The sequence below is a fragment of the Kordiimonas sp. genome (assembly GCF_048264555.1).
Classification (GTDB): domain Bacteria; phylum Pseudomonadota; class Alphaproteobacteria; order Sphingomonadales; family Kordiimonadaceae; genus Kordiimonas.
The window spans coordinates 134,056-150,841 of the sequence record NZ_JBLXCX010000001.1; the positions used below are offsets into that span (position 1 = coordinate 134,056).

16 protein-coding genes are annotated in these 16,786 nt (G+C 56.9%); 8 read left to right on the forward strand and 8 right to left on the reverse strand.

From position 1 onward, the window contains the following. Positions 1 to 7: 7 nt before the first annotated feature. The 6 genes from ACN0XZ_RS00565 to ACN0XZ_RS00590 all read left to right on the forward strand — a co-directional run bounded on the left by ACN0XZ_RS00565 (position 8) and on the right by ACN0XZ_RS00590 (position 7,081). Entirely contained in the window at positions 8 to 1,225 is a 1,218-nt protein-coding gene (locus ACN0XZ_RS00565; protein ID WP_417455752.1) for an AAA family ATPase, read from the forward strand. Between the two features lie 21 nt (positions 1,226 to 1,246). Next, positions 1,247 to 2,926 carry a CpaF family protein gene (locus tag ACN0XZ_RS00570; protein WP_417455753.1) on the forward strand — a complete coding sequence of 560 codons (1,680 nt, stop codon included), beginning with the start codon at positions 1,247 to 1,249 and terminating at the stop codon, positions 2,924 to 2,926. Continuing rightward, positions 2,919 to 3,908, forward strand: a complete 990-nt coding sequence (locus ACN0XZ_RS00575) for a type II secretion system F family protein (RefSeq protein WP_417455754.1) — start codon at positions 2,919 to 2,921, stop codon at positions 3,906 to 3,908. The genes ACN0XZ_RS00570 and ACN0XZ_RS00575 overlap by 8 nt, the downstream gene beginning before the upstream one ends. Positions 3,909 to 3,910: 2 nt before the next feature. Beyond that, positions 3,911 to 4,894, forward strand: a complete 984-nt coding sequence (locus tag ACN0XZ_RS00580) for a type II secretion system F family protein (RefSeq protein ID WP_417455755.1) — start codon at positions 3,911 to 3,913, stop codon at positions 4,892 to 4,894. An 803-nt stretch (positions 4,895 to 5,697) separates the two neighbouring features. Then, a complete protein-coding gene (locus ACN0XZ_RS00585; RefSeq protein WP_417455756.1) occupies positions 5,698 to 6,600 on the forward strand; it encodes a hydrogen peroxide-inducible genes activator in 903 nt (300 codons plus the stop codon). Positions 6,601 to 6,610: 10 nt separating this feature from the next. Further along, positions 6,611 to 7,081 (forward strand): YybH family protein, encoded by a 471-nt coding sequence (locus tag ACN0XZ_RS00590; protein ID WP_417455757.1) that lies wholly within the window; start codon positions 6,611 to 6,613, stop codon positions 7,079 to 7,081. A gap of 23 nt (positions 7,082 to 7,104) precedes the next feature. Here the strand turns inward: ACN0XZ_RS00590 and ACN0XZ_RS00595 are convergent, their stop codons facing one another. The 3 genes from ACN0XZ_RS00595 to ACN0XZ_RS00605 all read right to left on the reverse strand — a co-directional run bounded on the left by ACN0XZ_RS00595 (position 7,105) and on the right by ACN0XZ_RS00605 (position 10,287). Beyond that, entirely contained in the window at positions 7,105 to 7,521 is a 417-nt protein-coding gene (locus ACN0XZ_RS00595; protein ID WP_417455758.1) for a hypothetical protein, read from the reverse strand. A 231-nt stretch (positions 7,522 to 7,752) separates the two neighbouring features. After that, the gene (locus ACN0XZ_RS00600) at positions 7,753 to 9,219 is read right to left on the reverse strand and encodes a catalase (RefSeq protein WP_417455759.1); all 1,467 of its coding nucleotides are present in this window, start codon (positions 9,217 to 9,219) and stop codon (positions 7,753 to 7,755) included. A gap of 108 nt (positions 9,220 to 9,327) precedes the next feature. Further along, entirely contained in the window at positions 9,328 to 10,287 is a 960-nt protein-coding gene (locus ACN0XZ_RS00605) for a GNAT family N-acetyltransferase (RefSeq protein ID WP_417455760.1), read from the reverse strand. 87 nt (positions 10,288 to 10,374) lie between these two features. On the opposite strand from ACN0XZ_RS00605, the gene ACN0XZ_RS00610 reads away from it, so the two are divergent. Next, positions 10,375 to 11,010 (forward strand): ferric reductase-like transmembrane domain-containing protein, encoded by a 636-nt coding sequence (locus tag ACN0XZ_RS00610; RefSeq protein WP_417455761.1) that lies wholly within the window; start codon positions 10,375 to 10,377, stop codon positions 11,008 to 11,010. Here ACN0XZ_RS00610 and ACN0XZ_RS00615 read toward each other — a convergent pair. From ACN0XZ_RS00615 to ACN0XZ_RS00625, 3 genes are all read right to left on the reverse strand, one after another. Beyond that, entirely contained in the window at positions 11,007 to 12,071 is a 1,065-nt protein-coding gene (locus ACN0XZ_RS00615; RefSeq protein WP_417455762.1) for a serine hydrolase domain-containing protein, read from the reverse strand. The genes ACN0XZ_RS00610 and ACN0XZ_RS00615 overlap by 4 nt on opposite strands. An 80-nt stretch (positions 12,072 to 12,151) precedes the next feature. Then, the gene (locus tag ACN0XZ_RS00620; RefSeq protein WP_417455763.1) at positions 12,152 to 13,417 is read right to left on the reverse strand and encodes an amidohydrolase family protein; all 1,266 of its coding nucleotides are present in this window, start codon (positions 13,415 to 13,417) and stop codon (positions 12,152 to 12,154) included. Continuing rightward, a complete protein-coding gene (locus ACN0XZ_RS00625; RefSeq protein WP_417455764.1) occupies positions 13,414 to 14,850 on the reverse strand; it encodes an amidohydrolase in 1,437 nt (478 codons plus the stop codon). Before ACN0XZ_RS00625 ends, ACN0XZ_RS00620 begins: the two co-directional genes overlap by 4 nt. A 223-nt stretch (positions 14,851 to 15,073) precedes the next feature. Here ACN0XZ_RS00625 and ACN0XZ_RS00630 point away from each other — a divergent pair, with 223 nt between their 5' ends. Continuing rightward, positions 15,074 to 15,781, forward strand: coding sequence for a hypothetical protein (locus ACN0XZ_RS00630; RefSeq protein WP_417455765.1), 708 nt, complete (start codon positions 15,074 to 15,076; stop codon positions 15,779 to 15,781). Here the strand turns inward: ACN0XZ_RS00630 and ACN0XZ_RS00635 are convergent. Both ACN0XZ_RS00635 and ACN0XZ_RS00640 read right to left on the reverse strand, forming a co-directional pair. Further along, on the reverse strand, positions 15,756 to 16,190 hold the full coding sequence (locus ACN0XZ_RS00635; protein WP_417455766.1) for an SRPBCC domain-containing protein: 435 nt from the start codon (positions 16,188 to 16,190) through the stop codon (positions 15,756 to 15,758). The two genes, ACN0XZ_RS00630 and ACN0XZ_RS00635, sit on opposite strands and share 26 nt — an antisense overlap. A gap of 65 nt (positions 16,191 to 16,255) precedes the next feature. Next, positions 16,256 to 16,699, reverse strand: coding sequence for a VOC family protein (locus ACN0XZ_RS00640; protein WP_417455767.1), 444 nt, complete (start codon positions 16,697 to 16,699; stop codon positions 16,256 to 16,258). Positions 16,700 to 16,786: the final 87 nt, after the last annotated feature.

Consider the following 16,786-nt stretch of genomic DNA (forward strand, 5'->3'; position numbering starts at 1 on the left):
GCAAGAGATGGCATCCGCATCTGCAATAAAGCTGGATCAACGCGAGACATATGCCGCGTTCATCTGTGACGAGCTTTCTTCCCAGATCCTGCATCCGGTAATTACTGAGCGGGGGTGGGACCCGGACATGATCTTCTCAGGCGGGGTGGCTGGCGCCGTGCGTGCCCTTGGTGGCATGCCCTGCCCTGAGTTCCTGATTGTCGACCTTTCAGACAGCGAAGACCCACGCGCCGATATGCAATCGCTCGCGGACGTATGCGAACCCGGCACCGTGGTGCTGGCGCTTGGTACTCTGAATGATGTGACCCTCTACCGGGACCTTCTGCACGCGGGCGTTCATGATTATCTCGTTAAACCGCTGACAGCTGATGTGCTGCATAACGCGGTTGTGGCCGCAGAGAATGCTCTTTTTGTGGAAGAAGAGGTTGAGGAACAAGGCCCTAAAACGGATGCCCGGCAGATTGTTTGCGTTGGCGTGCGCGGCGGTATTGGCTCCAGCACACTGGTTGCCAATATGGCGTGGCTTTTTGCTGACCAAGGCAAAAAAACTGCACTGCTGGACCTTGACCTGTTTTTTGGCACATCCGCCATGCAGTTCGACCTTGAGCCGGGCCGTGGGCTTTCAGACGCGCTTGATAACCCGCGCCGGGTTGATGGCCTGTTTCTTGAGCGTGCTGTGGTCAAACCCCATGAGAAACTTTCGATCCTTGGCTGCGAGGCCCCCATCGGCGGCATGAGCGACCCGGCAGACGGTGCGCTTGAGCAGCTTGTTGATGCGCTTGGTGAAAACTTTGACTGCGTTGTGGTTGACGTGCCCCGGCAGCTTCTGGGCTCACACGTCGATGTGCTCAAGTCAGCGACAGACATCGTTGTGGTGACTGACTTTTCGCTCACGGCGGCGCGGGACTGTATCCGCCTGCTTGCGCACATCAAACAGATCGCGCCCGCCGCAGACGTATATATCGCCGCCAACAAGGTGGGCATGGTGCCCAATGAGGTGGACGAGAAGGATTTTGAAAACTCGATCGAACATACGGTCGATGTGAAAATCCCGTTTGATGTGAAATCCATGATGACGGCCACCCAGAAGGGTGCGGTGATCAGTGAAGAAGCCCCAAGCAGCAAGCTGGCTGAGGCTTACCTCACACTTCTGCGCGCGGTCACGTCAGATGACACCATCGGGCGCAGCAACAAATCATGGTTCGGTAAACTGTTGGGTAAGTAACGGCGGGATAGTATCAGGCACATGAAACCGGCAGGCTTTGGAAAAAAAGGGCAAGGGCCAAAACGGGCGGGCGGAAGCTTTGGCCGAGGCAGCACTGCTGCTGCCCCGGCGCCGCTTGCAAGCGTGTCGCCCACCGGGCTAACGCCGAGCCCCGCGAACGAGCAAGGCGCGCCCGCTGACCTTATCGACCGTGTGGCCGAAATCGGCGAAGCCCGGCTCAAAGATCATTTCACCGCAGACGAGCTCAGGATGGCCACCAAAGGCGAGGTGGTTAAAAAAATCGGTGCCATGATCACCGGCATCCTTGAAGAAGAAGGTGGCAGCCTCACCCCGCAAGAGCAGAAAGACCTTGAGACCTATCTGCTGAACGAGGCGGAAGCTGGCATCGGCCCCATTGGCGACAGCACCGCCTCCACCCCTAAAAAGCAGGACGCCAACAAAAAGACCCTTTTTGAAGCGCGGGACCGTATTCAGGTTCTCCTGATGGAGCATATCGACCCCACGGCAGCGGCAGACCTACCGCGCCCTGAACTGGCTGATCAGGTTGGTGAAGTGGTGGGCGAACTTCTGGTGCAGGAAAAGATCAACCTGAACCTGACCGAGCAGCGCGACCTCGTCTCGCTGCTCCTCGACGATATGCTGGGTCTTGGGCCGCTGGAGCCCCTGCTCGCGGACGATACGATCTCGGACATCATGGTCAATGGCCCTAACCAGGTTTATGTGGAACAAAAGGGCAAGATCATCCTCACGGATGTGCACTTCCGCGACAACCAGCACCTGATGAATGTGGCACAGCGTATTGTGACCGCCGTGGGCCGCCGGGTGGATGAAAGCTCTCCCATCTGTGACGCCCGCTTGGCCGACGGCAGCCGGGTGAACGTGATCGCACCGCCGCTCGCGATTGACGGTGCGTCCATCTCGATCCGGAAATTTACCAAGGACAAGATCACCCTTGATAAAATGCTGGAGTTCGGCTCGATCACGCCGCCGCTCGCGAAGCTCCTTAAAATCGCGGGTGCGTGCCGCCTGAACATCCTGATCTCGGGCGGTACAGGCTCTGGGAAAACAACCATGCTGAACGCGCTTTCGCGCATGATCGACAAGGGCGAGCGGGTTGTCACCATTGAGGATGCGGCGGAACTGCAACTGCAACAGCCTCATGTGGTGCGTCTTGAAACCCGCCCGGCCAACCTTGAGGGCGGCGGCGAAATCACCATGCGCGACCTGGTGAAAAACGCGCTTCGTATGCGCCCCGACCGTATCATCCTTGGCGAGATCAGGGGCGGTGAAGCGATCGACATGCTGCAAGCCATGAACACAGGCCACGACGGCTCCATGGGCACCATTCACGCCAACAGGCCCCGTGAGGCGCTGACCCGGCTTGAAAACATGGTGAACATGGCGGGGCTGCACCTGCCCGCAAAAGCCATCCGTGAACAGATATCAGCCTCCCTCGACCTCATTGTGCAAGTCCAGCGCATGCGCGATGGTGGCCGCCGCACCACCCATGTGACCGAAGTGGTGGGCATGGAAGGCGATGTGATCACCACGCAAGACCTCTTTAAGTTTGAGTTTACGGGTGAGGATGAAAGTGGCCGCCTTGTGGGCAGCTTCAATTCAACTGGCGTTAGGCCGCACTTCCTCTCGAAAGCAGAATATTTTGGGCTTGAGCGCGCATTGATGGAGGCCATGAATGGGTAACACCAACCTTGATATCCTCCTTCTCGCGGGCGGCGGGGCTGTGTTCCTGCTGCTGATCGTGATCATCATCCTTTCAAACACCTTAAGCAAAGGCCGCAAGGAAACACGCGCCAAGCTTGAGCGTTTTAAAGCGCGTTTTGACCAGAAAACCGTGCTCAAGGGTGAAGGCAGCCGGTCCATTCGCGTTAATCAGGAGCAGACCGGACTTGCTGGCATGCTCTCAGAGCTTTTGCCCCGGCGTGACCAGATCAAAAACCGGCTGGCTCAGGCGGGGCTTGGCATGGAGCTGTCGCGCTACGCCACTATCTGCCTTGGGCTCGCCGCCTTCTCAGCGCTCTCGCTTTTCCTCGCGGGGTTCGGGTTTTTGCTGGCTCTTGCAGCGGGTATCATCGCAGGCATCGGCTTGCCGCACATGTGGGTTTCAAACCGCATGACCGCCCGCAAGGACAAATTCACCAAACAGTTCCCTGAGGCGATGGATTTGATGGTGCGCGGGCTCAAGTCCGGCCTGCCGGTGAACGAATGTATCGCCAACGTGGCCACTGAGCTGCCAGAACCCACGGGTGTTGAGTTTCGCAAGATTACCGACGCCATGCGCCTCGGCAAGCAGCTTGAAGAAGCGCTATGGGAAACCGCAGACAGGCTCGATACGCCTGACTTCAAATTCTTCGTCATCTCGCTTGTCGTACAGCGGGAAACCGGCGGCAACCTTGGTGAAACCCTAGGCAACCTCTCCACCATCCTCCGGCAACGGCAGGCGATGAAGTTGAAGGTGAAGGCTATGTCGTCTGAGGCAAAAGCCAGCGCCTGGATCGTTGGTCTGCTGCCGTTCATCATGCTCGGTGCCATCATGACCATGAACTATGACTATGGCATCATCCTATTCACCAACCCCAAAGCCATCATGGCGGGCATTGGTGCGCTTATCTGGATGAGCCTTGGTATTTTCATCATGTCCCGCATGATCAAGTTTGAGGTATAGCCATGAACGAGATTGAAAATATCATCGGCATACCGATCGTTGATCTCATCTCCTTCGCGGCAGGGGCTGTGGCCCTTTTGGTGATGGTGGCCGTGTACCAGACAGCCCTGGTACGTGACCCCATGAAAGGCCGGGTAAAGTCGCTGCAGGACCGGCGTGATTCCCTCAAAGCCGGCCTGATGACCACATCAAAGCGCCGCTCACCCGTACGCAAGGTTGACGGCGTGGGCGGCATGCGGGCGCTCGCAGACAAGCTGCAACTGCTACAGAAAGAACAGACAGCCAAAGTTTCCGCGAGCCTGCTGCAAGCCGGTTTCCGGTCATCTGATGCCGTGGTGATCTATCAGGTCGCGCGGCTCACGCTGCCGCTTCTTGTGGGGCTGGTGGCTGTGATCCTCTTCTATGGCCTTGGGTTCATGCCAAAGCATGAGCAGATGTACCCGGTCTATTCTGTCGTCGCCGTATTTCTGGGCCTCAAGCTGCCTGATATCTATGTCAGCAACATCAAGCAGAAACGCACTGAGGCTATCCGCAAGTCGTTGCCTGACGCGCTCGACCTTCTGGTGGTGTGTGCGGAAGCTGGCCTCACGCTCGATAGTGCTTTGGGTCGCGTGGCCAAGGAACTAGGGCGAGCATCGCCTGAACTGTCGGATGAGTTCTCACTGGCCGCTATTGAGCTTGGGTTCCTGCCTGAGCGGCGGCAGGCGCTTATCAACCTCTCCGACCGGGTAGACCTGCCAGCCCTCAGGGGCGTGGTCACCACCCTTATTCAAAGCGAACGCTATGGTACGCCGCTCGCATCATCCCTCAGGGTGCTGTCCGCCGAATTCAGGAACGAACGCCTGATGAAAGCGGAAGAAAAAGCAGCCCGCCTACCAGCTACACTGACAGTACCGCTGATCCTGTTTATTTTGCCGACACTCTTTGTCGTCTTGATCGGACCTGCTGCTTGTAAAGTAGCTGACGACTTTATCGGCAAAAATTGAGCCTTTTGTCATTAAAGCGTCGCGAATCACCTACGGCGTGTGTGACCACTGACGGTTTTTTACCGCAAAAGGTTCTATAACTCCCGCTGTAAAAACAGGGTTTTTATTGCACTGCAACGGGATTTTTTGGCTGTTTTTCAGGTGTTTGGCGGAATGTGATCAGACAAGCATTGACCAGAAGCCCGTTATTTGGTTTCTTAGTCAGGCGAGAGGGCACGACTCGTTCGTGCTCACTCCTATTGCGGTGTGCGTGACTGCCGCCGCACTATCCTCGCTGTCGTGACTCGGGCCGGGTATTTACCCGGCCATTTTTTTGTCTGCTGTCCGGCAGACCCCTCATCACCAGATGTACCAATACGCAGCACCGTAAGCGCCATATCTAGCGGGTACACAGGCTCTATACTCAACGGGACAATACAAACAGAAAGCGGCCCCGAAAGAACGCGCACAGTTCGCATCTTTGAGGCCGCTTGTATCAGACCGCCCAATTGTGACGAGAATCGGGCAGCGGGCTGATTTTGAGGCGAAGGCCGCATAATTCGTATGCAGCCCTCTGGAATATGTATCGCGGCGGGCGGCCCGAACGGGCATTCCAGAGAAGCATATGCGCTTCACGGGGTCGAGTTGCCGGGTCGTCCGCCGCGTGCCCGGGCAAAGGGGGACCAATGCCGGAGCGTTACAGGCCCTATAGGGGCGACAGGTGGGGGAGAACCTATCGCCGGTGAATTCCTGTTGAATGACTATCACCGAATGATTACCATCGATCCAACAAATAGAAGTGAATTCTGTGATCGGGATAATCGATGAGCTTTCCTCCTACCCTCAAGCAATTGCGCTACCTCGTCGCGCTGCACCGCACCAACCATTTTGGTAAAGCGGCAGACGCCAGCCATGTGACCCAGTCCACCCTTTCTGCCGGCCTGCAGGAGCTTGAAAGCCTTCTGGGCACGCAGTTGGTGGAGCGCACCAAAAGGACCGTGATGTTCACGGCACTGGGGGAAGAGGTGGTGCGCCGCGCGCAGGTTATCCTCAATGATGTGGATGACCTCACCGACATGGCGGCGGCAGCGAAAGACCCGCTGAAAGGCATCGTGCGCCTCGGCATCATCCCCACCATCGCGCCTTTCCTTCTGCCCAAGATCATGCCGCGCATTCATGAAAAGCTGCCAGACCTTGAGCTGCACCTGCGCGAAGATAAATCGGCCGAGCTTTGTGAGCTTGTGCGCTCCGGCGAGCTGGACCTCGTGCTCTTTGCCCTCCCCTATGCCTGCGGTGACGTAGCAGAGATGCCACTGTTTCATGATCCCTTCATGGTGGCTTATCCGCACGGCCAGGCACCGGGCGAAAGCATCAACACCACCGAGCTTGATGAAAGCCGCCTGATGCTGCTCGAAGAAGGCCACTGCCTCAGGGACCATGCGCTTGAGGCCTGCCAGCTAGTGGGGCGTGGTGCACGGCGCGAGATGGCAGGCACAAGCCTTGGCACCATCATCCAGATGGTGGCGGCAGGCCACGGCATCACCCTGTTGCCAGGCATGGCGGTTGACGCTGGCCTCGCCGACAAGGCGCGGGTTGATATTGTCAGCTTCAAAGACATGATCCCGACCCGCACCATCGGGCTGATCTGGCGTAAAACCAACCCCCGCGCTGCCACCTTTGAAACGCTTGGCAACGTCATCAAAGACGTGATGCACCACCACGGGTAGGGAGAACGTCATGCGACCCTTCATCGCTTTTATCTTCTGCGCCTGTCTAGCGCTTTCCGTGGACGCACGGGCTGAAGACATGCACGCGGAGAAAGCTGCCATTCAGGCACAAGCAGTCGCCTTCTCCCACGCCTATGTCGCGGGCGACACTGACACACTGATGGCGATCTATGCGCCCGATGCCAGTATTGTACCTACCAATCGCCCCATACTGCGGGGCACGGACAATATTCGGGCATACTGGGCACCACATGACGGGGCCAAATGGCACCCGGTCGACCACAAAACGACCACAACAGAGCTAACCATCCATGGCGACGTGGCGACCGACATTGGCTATTTTGAGGGCGTGTCAGCCGACATGGAAGGCAACACACGAGCCTTCAGGGGAGCGTATCTGATCACTTGGCGAAAAATTGATGGCGTTTGGCGTATGCAGCACGACATGTGGAACAGCCTCAAGGTGCCGGACGGCGACTGACCTCCAGCGCACCACGTACACCCTCACTGCGTTGAAGAACGCCCCACAAGCCGCCAGAAAGACAAAACCTCATCCACCCGCTTGCCGGAGAAATATTCCTCCCGCACGATCAGGTCGTCCTGCCAATAGGCCACGTGCACACCATTCACCTGGCCCGCGCCATAGTCCGGGTGTTCATACCGGCTCCGGTTATGAAAAACCGCGATGCGGCGCCCGACATCCGCGTGCACCAGCTCGATATCCCCCACAAAACTGCTGCACCCGTTCAGGAACGAGGCTTGGCGTTCGCGCGCCTCGTGTCTGCTTTCTGCGAATAGATATTCGTTTTCAAAAAACCGGGCATCGGCCCGATAAAACTGATCAAATGTTTGTAAAAATTCGCCAGATTCCAGCATTGCCAGCATCGCATGGATGCGAGCGCGTATGTTGCCGCCTGTCATTTCTCTCCCCGCGTGCGGTTTGCCGGATGCCCTAGCCCCTAAGCTCCGACAAGGTGCACAATTTCGCACCCCCCTGGGTATGGGACAAAGAGTGTGCTGTCTTCCCTCATGTTTTTGAAAAGAAAACCCGCTACCGGTGCGACTTAGGAGGACACGGCCGGTAGCGGGTCAAGAGCCCCAATGAAGGGGCCAGCGAGGAACTTTTGCAGCTGGCGTTTAAGAGAGCCGCGCTTAAGTGAGGGCCGCCATGGCAGCTTTCACGCGGGCCGCATAGTCAGGGTCTGCCGCGCTATATTGGTTGAGCATACGCGCTTGCGCACTTGCGCTCGCATGCACGAGGCCACCTGCGATGTTTGCGGCCAACTGGTCTTTCTGGTCATCACTCATCAAACGGTACAGATCACCAGCCTGCGTGAAATTGTCTTCATCCCGGCTTTCATGGAAACCAACCCAGGCCTCTTCCTCAAGCGGCATTGGCGGTTCCATCACGCTTGGTTTGGGTTTTGGCGCGTCATCCCGGTCATTCGGGAAGAAGTTCACACCGCTATCCTGATTGGCTGCGCGGCCCGTTACCGGGCACACATTCATGCCTGCCATGGCACCATCGCGCTGGTAATGATGCACGGGGCATTTGGGGGCGTTCACCGGCAACTGCTGGTGGTTTACGCCCACGCGGTAGCGGTGCGCATCAGGGTAGGCCAGCAGCCGTGCCTGCAGCATCTTGTCAGGGCTCGCGCCAATACCCGGCACAAGGTTGGATGGGCTGAAGGCAGACTGCTCCGTCTCCGCGAAATAGTTGTCCACATTTCGGTTTAACGTCAGCTTGCCGATCTCGATAAGCGGGAAGTCCGCGTGCGACCAAACCTTCGTGAGATCAAACGGATTATAGCGATAGGTTTTCGCCTCCTCTTCCGTCATGACCTGAATTTTCACGGTCCAGCTCGGGTAATCACCCCGCTCAATGGCATCCACAAGGTCTGCTTGCGCACCAAAGGGCGGCAGGCCAGCGGTTTCTTCACCGCGCAGGTTTTTAATACCCTGATCGGTCTTGAGGTGCCATTTGACCCACACACGTGTGCCGTCAGCGTTCCAGAAGCTCAGCGTGTGCGAGCCAAAGCCGTGCATATGCCGGTAAGACGCCGGAATACCCCGGTCTGACATCAGGATTGTGGCCTGGTGGAGCGCTTGCGGGTGGTTCGCCCAATACTCGAACACAGCCGCTGGGTCCGGCACATTGGTGCGCGGGTTTTTCTTCTGGCTATGGATAAAGTCAGGGAATTTTGACGGGTCCCGCAAAAAGAAAACCGGCGTATTGTTGCCCACGAGGTCAAAGTTACCTTCGCCGGTGTAAAATTTCACCGCAAAGCCGCGCGGGTCACGGGCATAGTCTGAGCTGTCCTGCCCGCCGCCCACTGTTGAGAAGCGCACAAACACTTCCGTTTCCTTGCCTTCGCCTTGCAGGAAATCTGCAATAGTAAGGTCGCCAAGGTCTTTGCTGAGCTTGAAGGTACCATAGGCACCAGTGCCGCGCGCGTGCACCACACGCTCAGGGATGCGCTCCCGGTTGAAGTGCGCGAGCTTTTCCATCAAACGCCAGTTGTCAAAGGTGAGCGGGCCACGTGGGCCAGCGCTTATAGAATTATTGTCATCAGCGACGGGTGCCCCGTTTGCGCTGGTCAGAATTTTCGGATCGGTCATGGCTCGTCTCCTGTTTCCCGATACTCATTACGGAGACAGTGCCATGGCCAGATTTATTGTTCCAATTGAACTATATTGTAATATTAATCGATTTTTCAGATATATCCATCAAATGACCAACCGATACAGCCATTCGTCCACCTCTGCGTTCCGGTGGGGGGAAAAATATCTGTCTTCCCCTGCAACCTGGAAGCCGTTTTTCTCCAGCACCCGGATTGAGGCGGTGTGATCTTTGGCCACGCGGGCGTGAAGCTCATTGCTGTCTTTGGCGCGTTCGGTGACCCAGAGCCCGAGCGCACGGCTTGCAATGCCCTTACCCCAGAAATCACGCCCGATCCAGTAGCTGACCTCCAGCATACCTTCACGTTCAAACGCCGCTACATAGCCCGCAACAGCGCCTTCATATAACACCACGGCGAACCGTGCGTCCTTGGTGATATAAGCCTCAATGCGTGCCTGCATCGCTGGCGCCGATGTGTCCCGCGTGCCGCCGCCCGCGAGGAAAAATGCTTCTTCATCATCCACAAAAGTGACCAGCGTTTCAAAATCCGCCGCCTGGTGCGGCCTCAGGCGCACATCATCCCGGTATATAACCTTGAAAAGCGGCATATCCGCGCTGCGGCCCAGGGATTTGCCCACTGCCTCCCCATTGGGCACAAAGCCAACCTTCTCAAGCACGCGGCCGGAGGCGGGGTTGTCTTGCGCATAGCCTGCGTGTATTGGCCCGGTGATGCCATGCTGGCGCACCAGCTCAACCGCCAAGCGGCAAGCCTCTGTCGCCAAACCACGCCCACGGTGGTTTTTGCTGATGGAATAGCCGATCTCAACCTTACCGTCAGAGAAGAAATAACTGGCGTCTCCCACAAGCACGCCGTCTTCAAACAAGCCGCGCTGCGCCAACGTGCCTTCGGCTTCCTGCACGCGGCGCTTGAGGATACGTTCCTTCGCCCACTCAAAGGTGACAGGGTGCGGCACCGTGCCTGCCATCACGGCAATGCTCTCGTCATTAATCAGCTCAAAGAACGCCTCTAGGTTTTCGTCCGCAATCGGTTTCAGCTCGAGCGCCATCGGTCTACTCACAAAAAATTTTGTTCAGGTTCAATTGTGTGGAACTATTTCAGCGTTTCAAAGTGAAGGCAATGCCGGGGGAAGGCAATGCTGGCAACACAAGGGGTGAGAGGCACCATGATGAAACTTCTGGAAGGCAAGCGGCTCTTTGTTCCCGTGGCGTTGATACTTTTCGGTTTTGTCCATAGCCAGATCATTGCTGCGGGGACCTATGTGGGTGCTCTGCCTTCTGTGATGGCGCCTACGGCAGATATGGCCTTTGTGCTTTTCTTTTTTGCTTTCACCGCATCATCGCTCATGCGCCTTGCGCCCGGCCCCGGCCCCAAATTCCTGATGCGGAACAGGCGCTACATCGGCCTCTCGTTTGCTCTGGTGCATGGTGTGCACGGGGTACTTGTGCTCTCAAACCTGGCACTCACGCCGGAAACCCGCGGCATTCCTGAGCTGATGGCAGGTGGTCTTGCCTACCTGTTCCTTGGCCTTATGGCGATCACATCCAACAATGCTGCCGTTCGCCAACTTGGTGCCAAGCGCTGGAAGCTGCTGCATAAAGTGGGCAGCTATGATATCTGGTTGATCTTCCTCGCCACCAGCCTTGGTCGCCTCGCCAAAGACGGGCCAGAGCTCGCACGGCTCTGGATACCGGCGTTATGTTTGCTGGCCCTCGGGCTTCGCATCGCCGCCCACCGGCGCGGCAAAGCCCGGAAGGCAACCCAACCCTAGGGGGCAGCAGCCACAGCCTGCATCAAGCCTTCACGCATTGTCTTGAAATGCGCCTGATCAAGCACCGCGCCCGACAAGGTGCGCCCGCTTGATGGGATATAAAGCACGATGGTGCCCCAAAAGCCTGAGTGCTCATAATAGGGCACGCCCTGCTCTTCCTTGACAAAAATGCCGAGACGATAGGGGCTATCTTCGGGTAAACCCTCTTTCGATAGCATCAGCTTTAGCGTTTCAGGGTGCTTGAACACCTTGCCGCCAAAAAGCGCCTTGAAGAACCGCGCCATGTCGCGCGTGGAGGACACCAATCCGCCGCCACCATAGTGGTCCAGCGTCGCGCTCCAACTATGTGTGTCCATACCGTTCAGCATCTGGTGCGCGCGGCGTCTCGCAGCGCCTTCGTTTTCCTCTGCCAGCTCCCAATAGGTGTCTGGCATCCCAATCTCGTCAAGACCAAGCAGTGTGCGCACCGACGATGCGAGCGACTGGCCGGTAAGCTTCTCAATGATATGCCCGAGAAGGATATAGCCGGTGTCTGAATAGGAGAATTTCTCTCCCGGTGCGCCTTTGGGGTCTGACCAGTCAACCGCGCCCCTGAGCGCCTGCTCCCGTGTCCAGACATGGCTTGGGTCTTCAACAATGATATCGAAGAAGGTTTTGGTTTGCGCGTGGTCAGTGAGCCCGCCCGTGTGGGACATCAGCTGTTTGACCGTGATGGCATCCACGTCATAACCGTCTTCACGCAAGATATCGGTGTAGGCGCTGTCCACATAGGCCGTCATCGGCTTTGAGAGGTCGAGCTTACCCTCTTCCACCAACCTGAGCGCAGTGGCTGCCACAAATGTTTTGGTAACACTCGCGATACGAAGCGGTGTGGTCTCAATGAGATCACCCTGACTGTGGGCCACTTCTGTACCGTCTTGCTTCAGCTCATAAAGGGAAACTGACGTGCCCTCAAGTTTTGCCGCCACGGGTGCAGGCAAAGGCTGCCACGCCTCGGGGGCTGCAAAAAGGGGAAGGGATAACAATACACTCGCTACAAGGCTCACGGCAATTGAACGCATTGCTCTTTCTCCTCAAATCGCTGTCTTATGGTAAAAAGCCGGGGCGAACACCCCGGCTTTCATATCTTGTTGTTGCTTGCCTACTTCACGTAAGCAGGGGAACGCGGCAGGTCCATATAGCGGTCCCGAAGCTTGGTCTGGCGGCTCACAAGCGGCACTTCCTCGCCGCGAATGAACACAGCGTCCGCTGTTGTCATCAACTCAAGCGGGTCACCGGTCCACACCACAACATCGGCGTCCTTGCCAGCTTCAAGTTTGCCGTAGCTATCCGCCACACCAAAAATTTCCGCTGCATTGACCGTCAGCGCGTCCATGGCGTCTTCCCATGTCATGCCCATCGCCACGGCATTACCCGCAGACTGCGCAACAAGGCGTGTGTTGTGGGTATCCGGCGCGAGGAAGGCAACCTTCACACCCGCCGCCGCGAGACGACCAGCGGCCGCCCCGGTTTGGCCAAGCGTGTCAAAGTCCTCTGGCAGGTTGCGCATGGGGTCGATCACCACCGGGATTTTAGCTGCCGCAAGCTCGTCAGCTACCATCCAGGCTTCACCGCCCGCAGTGATCACAACATCAATGCCGAAGCGTTCCTTGAGTTTGATAACATTCAGGATGTCTGCTTTACGCTCCACCTCAACAAGAAGCGGCATTTCGCCAGCAAAAAGCCGGTCAAGAGCCGCTTTGGCGCTATCATACTTTGGCTTTTTGTCTTTCTTGTCGTCATCCTTCTTGTCGTCATCACCGTTCGGGCGAGACTCTTCAAGCTTGGTGATCACGCTGTCCCAAAGGGCGGCACGGCTGCCACCGTTTGAGCTGGCAGCGCCTTCATCCATGTCGATGCTCAGCACCGCATGCTCACGCACGATCATGTTATCGCCCGCAAGCGCGATCACCGCACTTTGGCCGCGCCACATGTCCTTGCTCGTGCTGAAGCCCGTCACCGCCCGGGTAACACCCTCAATCCGCGTATTCGGGATGATGGTGGTTGCCGGGTTGAAGGCATAAGCCACCTCAAGCCCGATACCGTTTTTGGCATCGCTCGCGCGCGCGTCATTGATGTTGCCGGAGAGGCCAACGTCCATAAGGCCGAGGTTGGTGCCTGCGGCCATAAAACCAACAGTAACCCACTTGCCGCTCGCGTCCACGCTGCGGTAGCCCGCTGGCACTTCACCACCTGCGGTAACAGACTGGATCTTGCCGTCATGGATCAGGACGGTTGCGTTCTCAACCTTACCTTTGCCGCCATCGGTGAAGGCTGTGCCGCCGGTGATGGCCACATCTTCCGCACTCACGCTTGCCGCAGAAATCGCGAGAAGCGAAGCACCCATCAGTGTTTTCATGATGCTCATTTCGCGTCTCCTTCACCTGGTTGACCAAGTTCAAAGTCCATAACCGGCTGACGGCTTGGGTCGTTGCGATCAAAGGTCACAGCACCGTCCACGAAGGTCATGTCCGCTTTGGTGTAAACGCTGAACGGATCACCTGACCACAGCACGATATCCGCGTCCTTGCCAGGCTCGATCGTGCCCACCTTGTCTGCGATACCAAGTGATTTGGCAGGGTTAAGCGACAGCCACTGCCACGCTTCTTCCTTCGAGATATCAACGCCAACTTTACGGCCATCCGCCAGTGCTTTTGCAGCTTCCTGGTTCAGGCGCTGGATGCCCTTGTCATCGTCAGAGTGAACAATGGCACAGGCCCCCGCCTTATGAACAAACGGGATGTTTTCACGAATGCCGTCATAAGCTTCCATCTTGAAGCCATACCAGTCGGCCCACATGGCGCTGCACACGTTGTTCTCAGCCAGCTTGTCAGCAATCTTATAGCTCTCAACGGCGTGCTGGAACGATGTGATCTGATAGCCGAACTCTTTCATAACATCCATCATCGTGCCCATATCGTCGGCACGGTAACAGTGCATGTGAACGAGGATCTCGCCTTTGAGAACACCCGCAAGTGTCTCAAGGTTCAGGTCACGCGCTGGTGGGTTCACGTCCATGCCAGCTCTATAATCGCGCTCATATTTGTCCCACGCACGTTGGTAAGCTTGTGCGTCAGCCCATGCCTGACGGTAACCGGCCACGTTACCCATGCGGGTGTGAGGACGATATTCAATGCTGTTTTTACCGCTGCCATAAACACGCTTCGGGTTTTCACCACACGCCATTTTCATGCCGTAAGGCGCGCCGGGGAATTTCATGTCCTGCGCAACACGGCCCGGTACGTTCTTGAGCGTAACAGAACGCCCACCAACAAGGTTGGCAGAACCAGGCAACAGTTGAAGCGAGGTGATGCCACCAGCCGCCGCGCGGATAAAGCCCGGGTCTTGTGGCCAGTTTGAATGCTCCACCCACACATCTGCGGTTACAGGCTCACCCACTTCGTTACCATCGGAGTGTGAGCTCACGCCGGGGCTTGGATAAACCCCCAGGTGGCTGTGCACGTCAATGATGCCAGGGGTTACCCAGCGGCCCTCAGCGTCGATCACCGTGGCGCCCTCAGGTGCCTGGAGGTCCGCGCCAACGGCTTTGATCTTACCGCCTTCAACCAGTACCGAGCCGCCATCAATGCGGCCACCCTTGCCGTCCAATACCGTTGCGTTTGTGATGAAAGTCACACCGCTTTCAAGCGGGGTGTATGTGGATGGAAACGGGTCTTTGTTGATCTCAACAAATTCCCCCTGCTCCCCTCCGCCAGGCTGGCAAGCTGCAAGCGAAAGCCCCATCGCAGCAGCCACGAGCCCACGACGGACCAATGCGGTCCGTGAGCGTGTTGTCCTCATGTTTATTCTCCCTTTTTTCACCCTGTGCGGTGAATTGCCGAAGGAGCCTAGCAGCGTGGTTTTGGTGAGTCACCAAAAAGCATAGTCACAACTATGTGCTGCGACGAAGCGTTCCACAACTGCGGTGAACTGAGCCACAATTTCGCTTTTCTCATAGGCTATACGGTCTATCATGCCCGTATAGAGCGGCTTACAAGTGGCACACCACAGGAAGGACAGACCAATGACCAGATGGAACCGAATGGCGGGTTTTCTTGTTAGTGTGTTCTTCCTGGGCGCAAGCGTAAGCGCACAACCGGCGGAGCTTCCAACCCCTGATCAGCTTTTCATGGCAGCGGAAGAACACCATGGCTGGGACAAACTGAAAGCTGGCATCACCACAGTTGAAGCCCAAGCCAGTGTGCGGACGGGGGAGAGAACCTACAAAACCCTTGTGCGGGGCCGCGCCACAGACGAAGGGCTTAGCGATGCCACCTTTGAGATGACCGAAGACGACGGCACTGTCACCTATGGTGAGACAGACGGTGCAATCTGGTATGAAGGTAAGGACGGCAACCGCCGTGACCTCGCACCTGTTATGGCGGCTTATGTACGCGGGCACCAGTTTCACCGTCGTGCCCTTTTCCCAAGGCAAGAACTGAAAGTTATTGACGATACCGTGGAAGAGGTGGAGTTCAACGGCATCCGCGCTTTCAAGGTAAGCGGCACCACACATTCAGGTGCATCACTGGCTTATTTTTTTGATGAACGCGACAGCGCCATGCTTGGCTATCACCTCACGGTGCAAGAGCCTGATGGCCCGCACCCAATGGATTTCATATTGAAAGATTGGCGTACGTCTGCTGATCAGTCCATCTTCTGGCGCATTGATATCAATGATCGCGGCACGCTTTACGTTTATACTTTCAACAAAATCCTGCTGCTGCCTTGAGGGGTTCGTTGGGCAAGACGGATAGCGCATGGGGGGTGACGTGATTTAGCTTCTCGCGCAGCACAAGCCTCGTACCCTCACCCTCCTGCCGGAACTCAACCGTAACTACTGAGCTTGCAACGCGGCTTTCTGGCGCAAGGCTCCGGCACTCATATACGATGGTTTCGTTCGGGATAATCGCCCGGTAAAGAATGTCATATGTTACCGGGCCGGTATCATGTTCACAGACAATCTGCTCTTGCCCACCGATGCGGAAGTCGCCGCCTTTCACCGCCGCACAGGTACCACTGACAGCGCCGAACCAGAGCGATCTGGCCACCGGATCAGCCCATGCGCCAAACACAAGCGGGCGCGGCGCACTGAAGAACCGTTCAACTGTATAAGCGACCGTGCGCGGGAAATGCGTCATGCCTTACTCCCTGTTCTTTTATCAAGGCCCCTCACCGAAACACTGGTGAGAGGCCTTGACGGAGATCAGTCCGAAGTACCTTCGCTATTGACCATCCAGGGAATACCGAACTTGTCATTAAACATGCCAAAGCCTTTTGCCCAAACGGTCGGGCCAAACGGCATTTTGACCATGCCACCGTCAGACAACCGCTCAAATACTGCCTTGCCCTCAACGGGGTCAGGAATCTGAAGCGAGCAAACAGTGCCCGCAGGTGCCTCATAGAAACCAGGCGGACAGTCTGACGCCATCAGCACCGCATCTCCGAACGTGAGGCAAACATGGGCGATAAGGTGGGCGCATTCAGCCATCGCCTCCGGTGGTGCACAGCCTTCTCCGGCCTCCGCATTGTCATCCGCCGGCATTTCGCCATAGGTCATGATCATCATCTCACCGCCCAAGCATTTCTGGTAAAACTCAAAAGCTTCACGGCAGTTGCCATCAAAATTCAGATACGGATTCAGTTTCATGTCGTCCCTCTTCTCTCTTCGCATTGTCGTTAACTCGGGCAGATGGGCAAGCTAAGGCATTGATCCGCCAGCCACCTAAACCATCGA

Bases quoted from the DNA above. Each gene is read 5' to 3' on its own strand.
- ACN0XZ_RS00565 (WP_417455752.1), top strand. From the start codon at position 8: ATGGCATCCGCATCTGCAATAAAGCTGGATCAACGCGAGACATATGCC.
- ACN0XZ_RS00570 (WP_417455753.1), top strand. From the start codon at position 1,247: ATGAAACCGGCAGGCTTTGGAAAAAAAGGGCAAGGGCCAAAACGGGCG.
- ACN0XZ_RS00575 (WP_417455754.1), top strand. From the start codon at position 2,919: ATGGGTAACACCAACCTTGATATCCTCCTTCTCGCGGGCGGCGGGGCT.
- ACN0XZ_RS00580 (WP_417455755.1), top strand. From the start codon at position 3,911: ATGAACGAGATTGAAAATATCATCGGCATACCGATCGTTGATCTCATC.
- ACN0XZ_RS00585 (WP_417455756.1), top strand. From the start codon at position 5,698: ATGAGCTTTCCTCCTACCCTCAAGCAATTGCGCTACCTCGTCGCGCTG.
- ACN0XZ_RS00590 (WP_417455757.1), top strand. From the start codon at position 6,611: ATGCGACCCTTCATCGCTTTTATCTTCTGCGCCTGTCTAGCGCTTTCC.
- ACN0XZ_RS00595 (WP_417455758.1), bottom strand. From the start codon at position 7,521: ATGACAGGCGGCAACATACGCGCTCGCATCCATGCGATGCTGGCAATG.
- ACN0XZ_RS00600 (WP_417455759.1), bottom strand. From the start codon at position 9,219: ATGACCGATCCGAAAATTCTGACCAGCGCAAACGGGGCACCCGTCGCT.
- ACN0XZ_RS00605 (WP_417455760.1), bottom strand. From the start codon at position 10,287: ATGGCGCTCGAGCTGAAACCGATTGCGGACGAAAACCTAGAGGCGTTC.
- ACN0XZ_RS00610 (WP_417455761.1), top strand. From the start codon at position 10,375: ATGCTGGCAACACAAGGGGTGAGAGGCACCATGATGAAACTTCTGGAA.
- ACN0XZ_RS00615 (WP_417455762.1), bottom strand. From the start codon at position 12,071: ATGCGTTCAATTGCCGTGAGCCTTGTAGCGAGTGTATTGTTATCCCTT.
- ACN0XZ_RS00620 (WP_417455763.1), bottom strand. From the start codon at position 13,417: ATGAGCATCATGAAAACACTGATGGGTGCTTCGCTTCTCGCGATTTCT.
- ACN0XZ_RS00625 (WP_417455764.1), bottom strand. From the start codon at position 14,850: ATGAGGACAACACGCTCACGGACCGCATTGGTCCGTCGTGGGCTCGTG.
- ACN0XZ_RS00630 (WP_417455765.1), top strand. From the start codon at position 15,074: ATGACCAGATGGAACCGAATGGCGGGTTTTCTTGTTAGTGTGTTCTTC.
- ACN0XZ_RS00635 (WP_417455766.1), bottom strand. From the start codon at position 16,190: ATGACGCATTTCCCGCGCACGGTCGCTTATACAGTTGAACGGTTCTTC.
- ACN0XZ_RS00640 (WP_417455767.1), bottom strand. From the start codon at position 16,699: ATGAAACTGAATCCGTATCTGAATTTTGATGGCAACTGCCGTGAAGCT.